Annotated in this window: 7 protein-coding genes; 6 read left to right on the top strand and 1 reads right to left on the bottom strand. The window is 66.2% G+C overall.

All coding sequences use genetic code 11. From position 1 onward, the window contains the following. Positions 1 to 19: 19 nt before the first annotated feature. The 6 genes from recC to HOP03_08540 all read left to right on the top strand — a co-directional run bounded on the left by recC (position 20) and on the right by HOP03_08540 (position 14921). Positions 20 to 3361 carry an exodeoxyribonuclease V subunit gamma gene (gene recC, locus HOP03_08515; protein NOT88213.1) on the top strand — a complete coding sequence of 1114 codons (3342 nt, stop codon included), beginning with the start codon at positions 20 to 22 and terminating at the stop codon, positions 3359 to 3361. Further along, positions 3358 to 6732, top strand: a complete 3375-nt coding sequence (locus HOP03_08520) for a UvrD-helicase domain-containing protein (protein ID NOT88214.1) — start codon at positions 3358 to 3360, stop codon at positions 6730 to 6732. The genes recC and HOP03_08520 overlap by 4 nt, the downstream gene beginning before the upstream one ends. Next, a complete protein-coding gene (recD, locus tag HOP03_08525; GenBank protein ID NOT88215.1) occupies positions 6729 to 8630 on the top strand; it encodes an exodeoxyribonuclease V subunit alpha in 1902 nt (633 codons plus the stop codon). The genes HOP03_08520 and recD overlap by 4 nt, the downstream gene beginning before the upstream one ends. Before the next feature lie 73 nt (positions 8631 to 8703). Beyond that, positions 8704 to 9363, top strand: a complete 660-nt coding sequence (gene folE, locus HOP03_08530) for a GTP cyclohydrolase I FolE (GenBank protein ID NOT88216.1) — start codon at positions 8704 to 8706, stop codon at positions 9361 to 9363. 204 nt (positions 9364 to 9567) lie between these two features. Further along, complete coding sequence (locus HOP03_08535; GenBank protein NOT88217.1) at positions 9568 to 14661, top strand: RHS repeat protein; 5094 nt, start codon at positions 9568 to 9570, stop codon at positions 14659 to 14661. Positions 14662 to 14675: 14 nt separating this feature from the next. Continuing rightward, complete coding sequence (locus HOP03_08540) at positions 14676 to 14921, top strand: hypothetical protein (protein NOT88218.1); 246 nt, start codon at positions 14676 to 14678, stop codon at positions 14919 to 14921. Positions 14922 to 15077: 156 nt separating this feature from the next. On the opposite strand, the gene HOP03_08545 is transcribed toward HOP03_08540, so the two are convergent. Beyond that, on the bottom strand, positions 15078 to 15695 hold the full coding sequence (locus HOP03_08545) for a glycine zipper 2TM domain-containing protein (protein ID NOT88219.1): 618 nt from the start codon (positions 15693 to 15695) through the stop codon (positions 15078 to 15080). Positions 15696 to 15720 lie beyond the last annotated feature (25 nt).

Here is a 15720-nt window from a genome sequence, read left to right on the forward strand (position 1 = left end):
CCGGCATCATGTCGGATCGATGCCCACCGCCTCCGCCCGTTTCCACCTGATTTCCGGCAACCGCCTCGACCGGTTGGCGGCGCATCTGGGCGCGCGGCTGGCGGCGCCTGCGGATCCCGACTCGCTGGTGCCGGATGTGGTGCTGATTCCGCAGCCCGCGCTGCGCCACTGGCTGCAGCAGGCCTTGGCCGAACGCTACGGCGTCGCCGCCAATCTCGACATCTGCACGCCCTCGGAATTCGTCTGGCGCCTGCTGCGCAGCGCGCATCCGCAGCTGCCCGACACCTCGCCGTGGGATCGCGAATCGCTGCGCTGGCAGCTGTACGCGCTGCTCGACGACAGCGCCGCGACATTGCCGACTGCGGTGCGTCTGCATCTGCAGCGTGCGGCTGGCGCATCCGCGGAGATCGGCGAACATGCGCTCGCGCGTTATGGGCTCGCCGACGCCTTGGCCGGTGCCTACGACAAATACCAGGCGTATCGCCGGGACTGGCTGCAGGCGTGGGAGCGCAACGATCTGGCCAGTCGCGACGATTGGCAGGCACAGCTGTGGCGCGCACTGCGCCAGCGCCTGCGCGGCACGCCGCATCGCGCTGCGCTGCTCGGCGACTGGCTCGCGCGTCACGATCGCGATGCCGACGGTTTCGCCGGCAGCGCACCGCCCGGACTGCCGCCACGCGTCGCCGCGTTCGGCACCATCCATGTCTCGCCGGATGTGCTGCACCTGCTCGCGGTGGTCGGACAGTGGTCCGAACTCGATTTCTATCTGCCCACGCCCTCCGCCGAATACTGGGGCGATGTCGAGTCGCTGCGCGAGCGGTTGCGTCGCGATGGCGTCGCGGCGCTGCCGACGGCGCTCGCGGATGCCGAGCGCGACAACCCGCTGTTGACCGCGTGGGGCGCGGGCGGACGCGAAATCCTCGCGCAGCTGTTTTCCTACGAGATCGTCCTGCCGCAGCGCGAAACCGAACTGTTCGCTTTGCCCGGCCGCGACACGCTGCTGCACCGGCTGCAGCAGGACGTGCTGGATCGCACCGCGCCCGCGACATCCACGTTCGACGCCGACGATGCGTCGCTGCAGCTGCACGCCTGCCATTCGAAACTGCGCGAAGTCGAGGTGCTGCACGACCAGCTGCGTGCGTTGCTCGATGACGCCCGCTTCGACCCGCCGCTGCAGCCGCGCGAGATCGCGGTGCTCGCGCCGGACATCGCCGACTACCTGCCGCTTGCGCGCGCGGTGTTCGGCGGCCTGCCGCCGGACGATGCGCGCTATATCCCGTTCTCGCTGGCCGACCGTCCACAGGCGCAGTCGCATCCATTGATCGGACTGTTGCTGGATCTGATCGCGTTGGCCGATACGCCGCTGACCGCCAGTGCGTTCCGCGATCTGCTCGCAACGCCATCGATCGCGCACGCGCTGCAGCTCGATGCCGCGCAGCGCGCGAAGATCGACGCGTGGTTCGAGGCCGCCGGCATCCGCTGGGGCGAGGACGAATTCGCGCGCGAACGCGTCGGCGCCGGGCGCTGGCGCGAATACAGTTTCGATTTCGGCATCGACCGTCTGCTCAGCGGCTATGCCACGGGCACGCAGACGGCGGAGATCGAGGTCGGTGCGGAGTTCATCGCGCCGTATCCGGAACTCGAAGGCGCGGATGCGGACACCCTGGACCGCGCACTGTCGGTGTACCGGCAGCTGCGCGAACTCATCGCATGGATGCGCGCGCCGCATACCGCCGCCGACTGGCGCGCGCGACTCGCCGACACGCTGCAGACGCTGCTCGCACCGGTGCCGCAGGACGACAGCGAAGCGCAGGCGCGGCGTCTGCTGCTGGACACGCTGGACGATTTCGCGAACGAGGCCGAGCATGCCGGCGCGTTGCCGGCCACGCTGGTGCATCGCACGCTGCGCGACACGCTCACCCAGCCGTCGTCGCATCGTCCGTGGCTGTCGGGCGGCGTGACCTTCGCCGGCATGGTGCCGCTGCGCACGGTGCCGTTCCGCGTGATCTGCCTGCTCGGTCTCGACGCCGATGCGTATCCGCGCCGCGAACCGGGCGACGACATCAACCGCATCGTCGACGCGATCCAGGGCCGCGCGCCGCGCCGGCTCGGCGACCGCTCGGTGCGCGACGACGACCGTTTCCTGTTCCTGCAGCTGCTGTGCGCGGCCGGCGACGTGTTCTATCTCAGCTACGGCGGCCGTGATGCGCGCGACGGCAGCGTCCGCGAACCCTCGCCGGTGATTTCCGAACTGCTGGATACGGTCGAGCGCATGCATGGCGATGCCGCTCGCGAGCGTCTGTGCGTGCAGCATCCGCTGCAGCCGTTTTCGCCGCGCGCGTTCGGGAGGGGTGACGACGACGGCATTGAGTCGCGCAGGTTCTCGTATCGTCGGGAATGGGCGATGCCGGTCGCTGACGTGCAGGCGATCGAACCGCCGTTCGTCGCTACGCCGCTGCCGCCGCCCGCTTCGGACGATGCGCAGATCATTCCGGATCGCGACGCGCTGCAGCGCTTCTTCGTCAATCCCGCGCGCGACTGGCTGCGCGAACGGCTCGGTCTGCGGCTGCCGGATGCGGCGCACGAGATCGCCGACCGCGAGCCCTTGGGCGAGAACGGCCTGTTGCGGTATGGCGCGACCGATGCGCTGTTGCTGCATGACGACGACGAAGCCGCTGCACCGTGGCTGCGCGCCCAGGCGCTGCTGCCGCCGGGGCGCGATGGCGATGCGATCGCACAGCATGCGCGCGGCGTGGCGCGTGATCTGCTCGCGGCGCGCGCGACCGCCGTGGGAACGGCGAGATCGCGCATCGTATCGGCGGATGCAGAGGATGCGGCGCACGGCATCGCCTTCCGTTTCGACGATGTCCATGACGATGCCCGCGCCATCGCGGTTGCGGGCAGGCCCGACGGCAAGCGTCGTCTGCGTGCCGGCATCGACCATCTGCTGCTGGCGTCCCTGCTGGGCGAGCCGGCGCGGACCCATCTGATCGGCTACGACAGCAAAGCTGATGCGCCGGTCGAAATCGTCTACACCGGTTTGTCGCAGACGGAAGCCAGCGACAGACTCGTTGCGATGCACGCGCTTTGGCGCGAAGGCCGCGACGCACCGCTGCCGTTCGCACCGAAGACCGCGTTCGCATACGCCGCGCTATGGCATGCCAAAAAGGATGTCGGCGCCGCGTGGAAAGCCGCTCACGCCGCATTCGCACCTTTCGGCGGCGGCGGCGAAAGCGAAGACATGTGGCTGCGGCTCGCGTTCCGGCCCGAGGGTCTGCTCGCCCGTTTCGACGCAGCGCACGCGCAACGCTTCCGCGAGATCGCGATCGTCGTGTTCGATGCGCGGGAGCCGGCGGCATGAGCATCGATGGCATGAACGCGCCATTGCCTGCGGACATCGCGGCCGATGTCGGCCTGCATCTGCCGCTGCACGGCGCGCGCCTGATCGAGGCCAGCGCCGGAACCGGCAAGACCTTCACGCTGGCCACGCTCGTATTGCGCTTGCTGTTGGAACGCGGCGCGTCGATGTCGCAGATGCTCGCGGTGACCTTCACGCGCGCCGCGACGCAGGAATTGCGCCAGCGCCTGCGTCGTCGTCTGCGGCTTGCGCGCCGGCTGCTCGATGCACCGGAAACTTCGCTGCAGGGCGAGGCCGCCGTGACCGATGCAGTGCTGCAGGCAGCGATCCGGCGGGATGGCACCACGGTCGTGCGTCAACGCATCGAAGCCGCACTGCTGCAACTGGACGAAGCCACCGTCTCCACGATCCACGGGTTCTGCCATCGCGCGCTGCGCGAGTTCGGGTTCCGTGCAGGGTTGTTGGCCGAACAGGCGGTGATCGACGATGCCGGCGAAGTATGGAGCGATGTCGCCGCCGATCTGTGGCGCGCGGCGGCCAATACGGACGCTGCGGTATTCGATGCAGGCATCGACGTCCACGGCCTGCTCGCAGCGCTGTGGAAAACACCCGATGCATTGGCCGGGGATCTGCCGGCGCTGTGCGATCCGCTGCGGGTCGTGCATCCGCTGCGTGAAGAATCGATCGCGGCGGCGGCCCTGCATGCGCTGCGCGATGCCGCCGTCGTGCGTTTCGATACCGCGATGTCGCGCCGCAGCGAGTGCAGCCAGGACCAGTTGATCGAGCGCGTGTGGCAGGCGTCGGAAGCGCCGGAGTTCGCCGCCGCGCTGGCTGCGCGCTGGCCGCTGATGCTGATCGATGAATTCCAGGACACCGATCCGCGCCAGTGGGACATCTTCCGGCGGATGTACGAAGCCGGCGATCCGGGTGCGCGCTGGCTGTGCCTGATCGGCGATCCGAAGCAGGCGATCTATCGCTTTCGCGGCGGCGATCTCGCCACGTATCGACGTGCGCGCGCCCATGTCGTGGCCGATGCCAGCGACGGCACGCGCGGCACCGCCGAACTCGACGCCAATTTCCGCTCGACACCGGCGGTGCTGCGCGCGATCGAAACGGCGTTCACGGCGAATCCATTGCCGTTCGTCGACGAGATCATCGCGTTCCATCCGGTCCGCGCTGCGGGTCCTGCACAGGATGGCGATCTGCGCGTCGACGATGCGGTGGTGCCGGGCATGACCCTGCACTGGTTGCCGCCGGGCGAAGGGCGTGGCGGCATGCGCACCAAGGACGACGAGTTCGCGATGATGCGCGATGCGGCCGTGCGCGCAGTCGTCGAGCTGTTGAACAGCGGTCGATTCATGGACGCAGGCGTTGCGCGCGCGTTGCGGCCATCGGAGATCGCCGTGTTGACGCACACCAACGATCAGGCGATGACGATGCAGGCCGCGCTGGCTCGCGGCGGAATCGCCGCCGCGTTGCTGTCCAGTGCGAGCGTGTTCGCCAGCGACGCTGCGGAGGATCTGCACGCATTGCTCGCCAGCCTGGTCGAGCCGGCCGATGGCGGACGTTTTCGCGCCGCATTGGCGACGCGGCTGTTGGGCTGGGACGCCGCGCGGATCGCTGCGCTCGATGAAGGCGATGGCCTCAGTCAGAGTGCCGGCCAGAACCCGCTCGAACGCTTCATGGGCGCCGCGGAACAGTGGCGCGGACGCGGACCGCTGCCGGCGCTGCTGCCCTTCATCGCCGACGCAGCGCCGCGCTGGCTGGCCGAAACCACCGGCGCGCGTCGATTGACCGATGCGCTGCATCTCGCGGAGCTGCTGCAGGCGGAGTCGTCCTCGCGTCACGGCATGGCCGAGCAGTTGCAGTGGTTCTCGCTGCAGCGCGCGACCGCCGCTGCCGATGAGGCGCGGCAGCTGCGCCTGGAATCGGACGCAGGCCTCGTGCAGATCGCGACCGTGCACAAAAGCAAGGGGCTGGAGTATCCGGTGGTGATCCTGCCGTTCGTGGCCTGGCGCAGCGAGCCGGGCGCGCGCGGCCTGTCGTACGATGATTTCCACGATCCGCAGGGACGACCCGCGCGCGCATGGCGTTGCAAGGATGTGCTCGAGCCGGCGCAGGCGGACGCGATCGCGGTGCAGGTCGAACGCGAGGAGCAGGCCGAGGCGCAGCGCCAGCTGTACGTCGCGATGACCCGTGCGAAGCATGCGCTGCACGTGGTGTGGAGCCGCAACAGTCGCACCGAAACCAGCGCCCTGCACTGGCTGCTGCATGCAGGCGCGAAGACAGGGCGCAAGCACGACCCACTGGATCACGCCGGCATGCAGGCGCGGATCGCAGCGCTGGCTGCGGATTCCGGCGGCAGCATCGTCGTGCGCGCATTCGATCCGAATGCGCCGCGATCGCGTCTGCGCGCCGTGATCGACGCGGACAACGTCGACACTCCGCCCGCGCGTACCGCTAGGCGCCGCTTCTCCACCGACCCGCGCCTGCACAGCTTTTCCTCCCTGCACGCGCGCAGCGAAGACGGCGAGATCCTGCGCGGCGCGGACGATGAAGTCGTTGCGATTCCCGACGAGGAAGTCGAGGTCATCAGCCTCGGCGGCACCGCGTTCGGCAATGCGGTGCATCAGGCGCTGGAAACCGCGGATGCGCCGCTGTGGTGTCGCGAGGCCGAGGCGCAAGCCTCGTTGCTGGAGGATCGCTGGCCGCAAACGCAGCGCGCTGTGCTCGAACACGCACTGCTGCGCCATGGCCTGGCGGCCACGCCCGCGCATCTCGTGCAGACCGCGCGGCTGGTGTCGCGGGCGCTGAATGTGTCGCTGCCGGGCGATGTGCGCCTGTGCACGCTGCCGGCATCGCAGCAGGTGCGCGAGATGGCGTTCCATTTCCGGCTGCGGCCGACGCGCATCGACGCGGTGCACGCGCTGCTGCAGGCGCACGGCTATCCGCGCGCGCGCAAGCCCGCGCAGGCGACGCTGGATGGTTTGATGCAGGGCTACATCGATCTGGTCTACCGCGATCCGATCGGCCGGCACTACGTGCTCGACTACAAGACCAATCGACTGCCGGCTTACGATCCCGACAGTCTGCGTCGCGCGATCCGCACGCAGGATTACGATCTGCAGTACCTGATCTATCTCGTCGCCCTGCGTCGTTGGCTGAAACTGCGTCGCGGCGCGGCCTACGACGATGCGCGCGATCTCGGCGGCTCGGTGTATCTCTTCCTGCGTGGAATCCGCTTGCACGACGAAGAGGGCGATATCTCGCAGTCGCGCGCCGGTGTGCATGTCGATGCGGTCGCGCCGACGCTGCTCGCCGAGTTGGATGCGCTGTTCGATGGTGTGGATGCGAATGCGGGAATGCCGCGATGAGCGATCCACGAATGGACGACCGGATCGACGCCGTTGCCGCACGCGCGCTGCAGCGCCTGCAGATCGAAGGCGCATTGCGTCAGGTCGATATCGAATTCGCCGAACTGCTGCGCGACCGCCTGCGCGCCGGCACGCCAGTGGCGCTGGCCGGTGCGCTGGCGATGCGCGCGGTCGCGATGGGCCACAGCAGCTTCGCCATCGCGGACGCGCACCGTTTGCTGGACGCGCTCGACGCCCATGCGCAGTTGCCGGATATCGACGCGTGGACCGAAGCATTGCATGCCAGCGGCCGGGTCGCGATTGCGCAGGCAGCCGACTCCGAAAACGCATTGCTCGCATTCGAGAACGGGCGCATCGCGCTGTTGCGCTACGCCCGCTACGAACAGGATCTGGCCGAACGTCTGCATCGGCGTGCGCATGCGCCGGTCGAGGATGCGCCTCTCGGCGATTCGGCGCTCGCCGACATGCTGCGACGATTGTTCGGACATGACGCTGCGGCGCCAACGCACGCCGACATCGACCGGCAGGCGCTGGCGGCGGTCGCGGCACTGCGACGACGCCTGCTGCTGATCACCGGCGGCCCCGGCACCGGCAAGACCACCACCGTCGCGCGCCTGCTCGCCATCCAGGTGGCGGATGCGCAGGCGCGCGGCCATGCGCCGCTACGGATCGCGCTGGCCGCGCCCACCGGCCGCGCCGCCGCGCGTCTGGGCGAAGCGATCGACAGCGTGCTGCGCGCCGATCTCGACGCCGGCCGACTCGATGTCGCCTGCGCCGACGCGATTCCGCGCCGGGCGCGGACCCTGCATCGCCTGCTCGGCTGGCAGCCGGGTCGGGTCGCGTTCCGGCACGATGCGGAGCGTCCGCTGCCGTTCGATCTGGTCGTCGTCGACGAAGCCTCGATGGTCGATCTGCCGCTGATGGCGAAATTGGTCGCGGCGGTGCCTGCGGAAGCGACGCTGGTACTGCTGGGCGACCCGGATCAATTGCCTGCGGTGGAAGCAGGCGATGTGCTCGGTGGCCTGTGCGCGGCCAGCGGCGATGGGCTCGCGCTGCCGAAGAACGATGCCGATGCAGCAGCTGTATTGCTCGGCATGGCGGTGCCATCGCGCGATGAGGATTCGCCATTGGCGGGATCGCGCGTGCATCTGCTGCGCGGCTGGCGACAGACCGACGCCGAAGCGCTGCTGGCATTGGCGCAGGCGATCCAGCGCGACGACCGCGACGCGGTGTTGGCACGCCTGCGCAGCGACGATCCCGCACTGGCGTGGCGATACGGCGATGTCGCCGCGCTCGCGGAAACGATGCGGCGCGATGCCTTGCCACCCTTCGAAGCCGTGCGCGATGCCGACGACCCGCAGCAAGCGCTGAGGCAGGGCGCACAGCTGCGCGTGCTGACCGCGCTGCGTCGCGGTCCGTTCGGCGCGGAACACTGGAATGCATGGTGCGCGGCGGAACTCGGCGCGCGCATGCCGTATTTCCATGGACGTCTGCTGATGATCGCCGCCAACAGCGAACGCCATGGCCTCTACAACGGCGATGTCGGCGTGGTCTGGCAGGACGCGCGCGGCGATGCTTCGGTGTGGTTCGAGACCGCGCATGGACTGCGCGCGTGGCGCCCGGCGCAACTGCCGGCGCACGCATCGGCCTATGTCACCACCGTGCACAAGGCGCAGGGTTCGGAGTTCGATCGCATCGTGCTGATCCTCCCGGATGCCGATGCCCGTGTGCTCTCGCGCGAACTGCTGTACACCGCGCTCACGCGTGCACGGCGCGGCGTGGTGCTGTGGGCGACGCCGACCGCGCTGGATCGCGCGCTCGAACGCAGGACCTGGCGCGACTCCGGTCTGGAAGCGCGGCTGCGGGCGCTTCCTCTGCATCCGCAGGACGGGCCCTGACGTATGCAACGCGGTAGGCATTCGCCTGCCGCGATACCATTCCTCATCCAGATCCACGACCGAGACCCCGACCATGTGCTCCGCCGATCACGACGACACCTCCCACGACGCAGCCACCCACGCCCAGGACGCAACGCCGGCCGCCGACCAGCGACACGGCGTCACCCGCACCCAGGCGGAGGATGCGGTGCGCACCCTGCTGCGATGGTCCGGCGACGACCCGTCCCGCGAAGGCCTGCTCGACACGCCCAAGCGCGTCGCGAAAGCCTACGCCGACTGGTTCAGCGGCTACGCCATCGATCCCGAGGAGTATCTCAAGCGCACCTTCGAGGAAGTCGGCGGCTACGACGAAATGGTCGTGCTGCGCGACATCGAATTCGAAAGCCACTGCGAACATCACATGGCGCCGATCATCGGCAAGGCCCACGTCGGCTATCTGCCGAGCGGTCGCGTCGTCGGCATCAGCAAGCTCGCGCGCGTGGTCGATGCCTACGCGCGCCGTTTCCAGGTACAGGAAAAAATGACCGCGCAGATCGCGCGCTGCATCCAGGACGTGCTGAAACCGCGCGGCGTCGGCGTGGTGATCGAAGCCGCGCACGAATGCATGACCACCCGCGGAATCCACAAGCGCGGCGTGAGCATGGTCACCTCGAAAATGCTCGGCGACTTCCGCGACGACGCGCGCACGCGCTCCGAATTCCTGCACTTCATCAACGATGGTGCGGGGCGTTGAGGACATGGCTCGCGGATCCACTTGACCGGGATTGTCGCAAAGGCTAGCGTGACTATCGTCACGGACGGCGATCGATTCGCTGCTCCGGGCGCTGCCGAGCCTCGATCACGCAGACTGGATGGTTCGAGGCTCGACGGCTCGATTCACGGATCGGGTGATGGGGCTTGCATGGATCAGGACGGACAGGGGTGCAGTGGTATCCCGATGGCATGGCAACAGGGCGCGATGCGTCTGCTCACGGTGATGGCACTGGCGTTCGCCGGAATCGGTGTTCCGGCATTCGCCCAGACGACAACGCAGTTCTGTTACGACAGCACACCGCAGCAGTGCCGCGACACGTTGGATCAGGCGGAGGCGGCGATGCGCGCGGCGCCGGAGAACGCTTCCATCGCGACGCTGCTGGAGCAGGATGTTCCGGTGTTCCAGCTGGCGGCGCAGACCGCCAGTCATGTCTATCGGGTGAAGGATCAACCGGCGTTGGCGCTGTACGCCCCGAGTTACCAGACCGGTACGGTCGGTGCAGGAGGCGGCTACCTGCCGGTCGGTGGCCATGGCTGCAGCTCCAGCACGGATCCCCATCTCGGCAACAGCTGGTGCAACGACGAAACCGAACTGGTCGGCAAGGCGGTGGAAAAGTACCGCGCGATGTACCCCAACTGCACCTTTACTGGCGCGTCCGAAGTCCAGGACCTGCGCGTCGAACCGTATCGCACGGTCAGCGCCAACAATACGGTCACCGTGCTTTACGGCTCGGTCCGTTACGGTTGGAAGAACTACCGCACGACCCGCACGTGCTCCAGCGGCAGCGACGATCTGGTCTTTCCCATTTACAAGGAAGCCAGCTACACCTGTGCGGCCGGTTACACCCGGGTGAGCGATTCGACAGCGAATGACGGCATCGAGGATCTCACCCTTCCGATGCTGTGCAGAACGGCCAGATTCGCCACCATCAACGGCCCGATCCAGCAGGTCGCCAGCTGCAAGGCCAGCAAGCATCCGTGTTATCCGGCCACCGGCGACAAGGCGCGCGCCGAGCCCGACTTCGCGTTCGCCGGCCGCACCTTTACGCGCTATTACCATTCCCTGCATCAGTTCCGCACCAACGTGGGCTTCGCGGTGGGTTGGACGCACACGTTCGGCGACCGCATCTTCGGCGTACCGGGTGGCTCGCCTGCAGCGCTGGTCGACGAAACCGGCACCTACGAAAGTTTCGTGCTGATCGGCGCGCACCGGTATCGCGGTGAGAACTCGACCGACAAGGTGCTGGAGTCGTTTCCGTCGGGGACGGTGCGCTGGCGGCTGCGGCTGTCAGGCGGGGAGATCCGCGACTTCAACAGCAGCGGCCTGTTGCTGAAGATCCACAATCCCGCCGATCCGCGCGTCGATGCGACCCTCGCCTATGCGAACGGTCTGCTGTCCACCGTGACCGACGGCCAGGGTCGAAAGCTCAAGTTCGAATACTCGGCAGTGAAATTGCTGTCGTATCTCCGGCTACCCGATGGCGCGTCGATCGGCTATGGCTACGATGACGACCGCAATCTCACCAGCGTCGATTACGGTGGTGGCCGGATCAAGCAGTACCACTATGCCGAAGCGGGCGCGATCGGCGATGCCAGCCAGCGACATCACCTCACCGGCATCACTTCGGAAACCGGCGCGCGCTTCGCGACCTTCAAGTACGACGCACGCGGGCGCACGATCGAGAGTCGGGCGTTGGGTGCACCCGACGATGTCACCAGCGTCAGTTACGACAGCGACACCCAGGCGACGGTGACCACGGCCTCGGGCGGAACCCGCATGTACACGATCCGACCGGGTCTGTATCGGCGCATTACTGCAGTCCAGAATGTCGGGGAAATACTGGCCGCCAACCAGCACTTCGATGCTGCCGGTCGGCTTGACAGCAGCACCGACCGAAGGGGTGTGGCGACCCACTACGAATACGCCGGCACGGGCGCCTATCGCTCCGCGACGGTCGAAGCGGTCGGCACGCCGGAACAGCGGCGCCAGGAGATCACCCGGGACCCTGCGACGAACCTTGTGACCGAGCACCGCACCCGCGATATGGCTGGCGCGCTCAAGGCGAAGACCACCTGGAGCCATAACGCCCGCAACCAGGTCGCGGCGGTGGCCGCAACCGATCCGGCCGACGACGCGACCCGCACGACCGGCATGAGCTACTGCGAATCGGCGGATGTTTCGGCACCGGGCAGCACGTGTCCCATCGTCGGCCTGATCAAAGAGATCAACGGCCCGCGTCCCGAGGTGGCCGGCGTCTTCAAGGACATCACGCAATACGCATATCGCCCAGCGGACGAACCGACCTGCGCCGCATCGCCGGCGACATGCCCGTACCGCAAGGGAGACATGTGGGAAATCACCAACGCAAAGGATCAGGTCGTCGAAATCCTGGCCTACGACGGTGCCGGCCGGGTGAAATCGGTGAAGGACGCCAACGGCGTGATCACCGATGCCGAATACGACACGCGCGGCTGGCTCACCGCCAGCAAGGTGCGCGGCACCGACAGCGGCAGCGAGAGCGACGACCGGATCACGCGGATCGAGTACTGGCCGGACGGATCGGCGAAGAAGCTCACCCAGCCCGACGGCGTGTATGCGCTGTTCGGCTACGACGACGCGCGCCGGCTGACCCGCATCAGCGACAGCGAGGGCAATGCGATCGTCTACACCCTCAACGGCAATGGCGACCGGGAGAAAGAGGAGATCTTCGATACGGCCGGTACGCTGCGGCGGACGCTGTCGCGGACCTACAACACGCTGGGCCAGTTGCAGGCGGTATCGACGCGTCATCCGAACCCCGCGATCACAACGCCGGTCACCACCACTTACCACTACGACCTTGAAGGCAATCCCGACAAAGTCACCGATGCGTCGAACCGCGAGACGACCAGCGAGTACGACCCGTTGGGCCGGCTCAAGCGCACGGTGCAGAACGCGACCGCCGCCGCCACGGCGACGGACCGCGCGGAGACCGCCTTCATTTACGATGCATTGGATCGCCTGACCAGGGTGACCGATCCGAAGATGCTCCACACCGACAATCGCTACAACGGCTTCGGCGATCGGACCCAGTTGGTCAGCCCGGACACCGGCACCACCGACTATACCTACGACAGCGCCGGCAACCTCACGCAGCAGACCAACGCCAACGGCAAGATCGTCCAATACGCATACGATGGATTGAATCGGCTCACGACAGTCACCTACCCGCAAGAGCCGGCGCTCAACGCAATCTATCTCTACGATGTCGCACAGAGCGATTGCCCTGCGGGCGAAACCTTCCTCGCCGGCCGTCTGGGCCGGATGACCGATGGCAGCGACAACGACAGGACGACGTACTGCTACAACCGCTTCGGCGACCTGACCCGCAAGGTGCAGCGCACGCAGGGCAAGACCTTCACGCTGCAATGGCAGTACGCCGCGAACGGCCGGCTGCAGGCGATGACGTATCCGGATGGGATCGTCGTCGATTATCTGTACGACGGTCAGGGGCGCGTGGTGGAGATGGGCGTGGCGGTGAGCGAACGGGCAGGGAGTCGCCGCCAGCTGCTGCGCAGCGCCAATTACCACCCCTTCGGTCCGGTGGCGCAGTGGACGTACGGCAATGGCCGGGTGATGGAGCGCACGCTCAACAAGAGCGGTCAGCCGGGGATCGTGCAGGACACGGCGGCGGGCGGAATCAGCCTGGGCTACGAGTTCGACGAGGTGGGCAACCTCAAGGTGTTGCGCAACGGCGATCAGACCGATCCGCCGCAGCGCAGCTACGAGCACGATGGTTTGAACCGTCTGATCAGCGCGAAGGACGCGCAGGCCGTGCCGTGGCAGAGCTACGGCTACGACAAGACCGGCAACCGGACGAACTCGGGTCAGCGGGACACGGTCAGTGCCCAGGACTGCAGCGGAGTACCACCGGGCGAGCCGTGCATCCCCGGCCCATCGACCACGCAGTGGACCGGTGATATCCACAGCTACTGGCCGGGCACGCATCGATTGATGACCGCATCGGGCGCGCAGCGGAACTACGACATGGCGGGCAATCTGATCAGCATCGTGCCGATGGGGACGATCGTGATCGACGACCCGCTGCCCACGCCGGAGGAATCTCTGGAGAGCGCGGCGTACAGCGGCACGGAGCAGGAGGCGACAACCGACGAAGCGCCGCCGCCGGGCGCCTTGACGCGCAGCTTCACGTACAACGCGGCGAACCGGCTGGCCAGCGTGAGCCTGGAAGGCGAGCTGACGATGAGTTACCGCTACAACGGTGCAGGCGAGCGGGTCTACCGCAGCGGCAGCGACGAAGTGGTGCACACGGTGTTCGACCCGGCCGGCCATTGGATCGGCGACTACGATGCGAACGGCATCGCGGTCCAGCAGGCGATCTGGCTGGGCGACCTGCCGGTGGGACTGGTCCGCAACGCGGGCAGCGCGCTCGATCTGCACTACGTCGAAGCGGATGCGTTGGGTACGCCACGCGTCGTCATCGACCCGGACCGGGACGTGGCGGTGTGGCGCTGGGCGTTGACGGACGAGGCGTTCGGCGAGACCGAACCGGAGCAGGACCCGGACGGCGACGACACGCTGTTCGTGCTGGACCTGCGCTATCCGGGACAGCAGTACGACAGCGCGACGGGGTTCAATTACAACTACTTCCGGGATTACGATCCGAGCACGGGGCGGTATAGCCAAAGCGATCCAATCGGACTCGGTGGCGGCATCAGCACATATGGTTACGTTGGCGGAAACCCGATGATCGAAATTGACCCGTTTGGGTTAGCGCAACCTGCACGTATTCCGACGGGAACGCCGAGCTTTCCGCGTGCTCCTGGTCGCTTCACGCCGCCAAATTTGCCACCTGCTAATGATCCGTTTTACGGGCCGGCAAGAGGCGTCGGGATCACTACGGTAGCGAGAATGTGCACGAACCCGATTACCGCAGGGGTCATTTTGATGATGATTCCTGGAAATTTTGGACAGGATGCTTCGTGCTCGGATGATCCATTCAAAGAGCGAGATCAATGTCGGCCTGACAATACATGCCCGCCTTGCAAAACCACCGCAGGAAGAATTGTTCCTGTGGGTACAGTAGGGTATCGGCCATTAGATGTGATCCCAGACACTGAGATGCAACACGGTGTCTATGGATCACATCACAATATGTTTATCGCGAATCAGTATCCATACCCGAAGTGTGATTGCTTTTGGGCAAAGCAAAAATGGGTAGCGAAGCCGGATGCGTTGCAGCCTAGCTGGGTCCCTGTTGAACCGTTTGTAAATTGATTCGGAGTTGGCCTATGAAGTATCTCAAAGGTGATAGAGACATCCGGGTTGGTGACGTGGTTAATGTTGAGGGTAATGTCCGTGGTCTTGTTGTTTGTGACTTTGATAATTGGCTATGTGCTGTGGGATATGACAGTTGGCTTACGAAAGAGGAAATGGTCGGCGGTGGTCGTCTTGATAAAGGTGTTCTCATAGAGACCGAAGATTTAGGAATGCTCTATTACGCAGAGCCAGATCAAACCATCGAAGTTATTGCTTGAAAGAGAACGGCTATCGATGTCAGGTTGTCCCAGTTCTGTCCTGCAAACAAAGAACGCCCCGGCAAGGGCGTTCTTTGTGGATTGGTAGGATCGTCCGCTTTTCACACGACCTGACAAGACTCCTTCGCAATCGATCGACGATTCAAATTCCATGCATCAATCATCTTCCGGCCTTACGTCGACCAGCACCCGCAAAGTGCGTCCGGGATTGATATTTGTCACGGTCTGGTAAGCAAGGCCGGCGTAGGTGTAACTCACCCGATACGTGTCGCGACCGCCATTGCCGCCGATCGTGCGGCAACGACGCTCGGTACCGGAGTTGTCGCTGTAGCGATCGTATCCCTCGTAGCGGTTGTCACGACCGGAGTTTCCGCCGATGGCAGCGCCGATCGCTGCACCGGCGATGGTGGCGGCGGTACGGCCATCACCGCCGCCGACCTGCGTTCCCAAGGCGCCACCGACGATCGCGCCGATCACCGTACGCGTGGTCTTGCTGCTGCTGTCGCCGCGATAGAGTCGACCGGATTCGTCGCGGTAGTAGCCGCTTTCGTTCCTGTTGGTGCTCTCGTTCCAGCACTCCTGACGCTGATAGGGATCACGCCGGTAGCCAGCGTCACGATTGGACATGCGTTCGACACGGGTGACTCGAGCGGATGCGCGGCGCGAGTTTTCGGGCGCGTAACTGTTTTGGGAACCATAGGTCTGGGCGGCGACCAAGCCGCTGAATGAGGTGGCGATAACGAGCGATAGTACAGTGAGTGCGATGCGTTTCATGAGGACATATCCAGAGTTCAGGTGT

The sequence above is a fragment of the Lysobacter sp. genome (genome assembly GCA_013141175.1).
Lineage (GTDB): Bacteria > Pseudomonadota > Gammaproteobacteria > Xanthomonadales > Xanthomonadaceae > Lysobacter_I.

Excerpts from the sequence above, each read along its gene's own strand:
- HOP03_08540 (NOT88218.1), top strand. The coding sequence starts at position 14,676 with ATGAAGTATCTCAAAGGTGATAGAGACATCCGGGTTGGTGACGTGGTT.
- recC (NOT88213.1), top strand. The coding sequence starts at position 20 with ATGCCCACCGCCTCCGCCCGTTTCCACCTGATTTCCGGCAACCGCCTC.
- HOP03_08520 (NOT88214.1), top strand. The coding sequence starts at position 3,358 with ATGAGCATCGATGGCATGAACGCGCCATTGCCTGCGGACATCGCGGCC.
- HOP03_08535 (NOT88217.1), top strand. The coding sequence starts at position 9,568 with ATGGCATGGCAACAGGGCGCGATGCGTCTGCTCACGGTGATGGCACTG.
- recD (NOT88215.1), top strand. The coding sequence starts at position 6,729 with ATGAGCGATCCACGAATGGACGACCGGATCGACGCCGTTGCCGCACGC.
- HOP03_08545 (NOT88219.1), bottom strand. The coding sequence starts at position 15,695 with ATGAAACGCATCGCACTCACTGTACTATCGCTCGTTATCGCCACCTCA.
- folE (NOT88216.1), top strand. The coding sequence starts at position 8,704 with ATGTGCTCCGCCGATCACGACGACACCTCCCACGACGCAGCCACCCAC.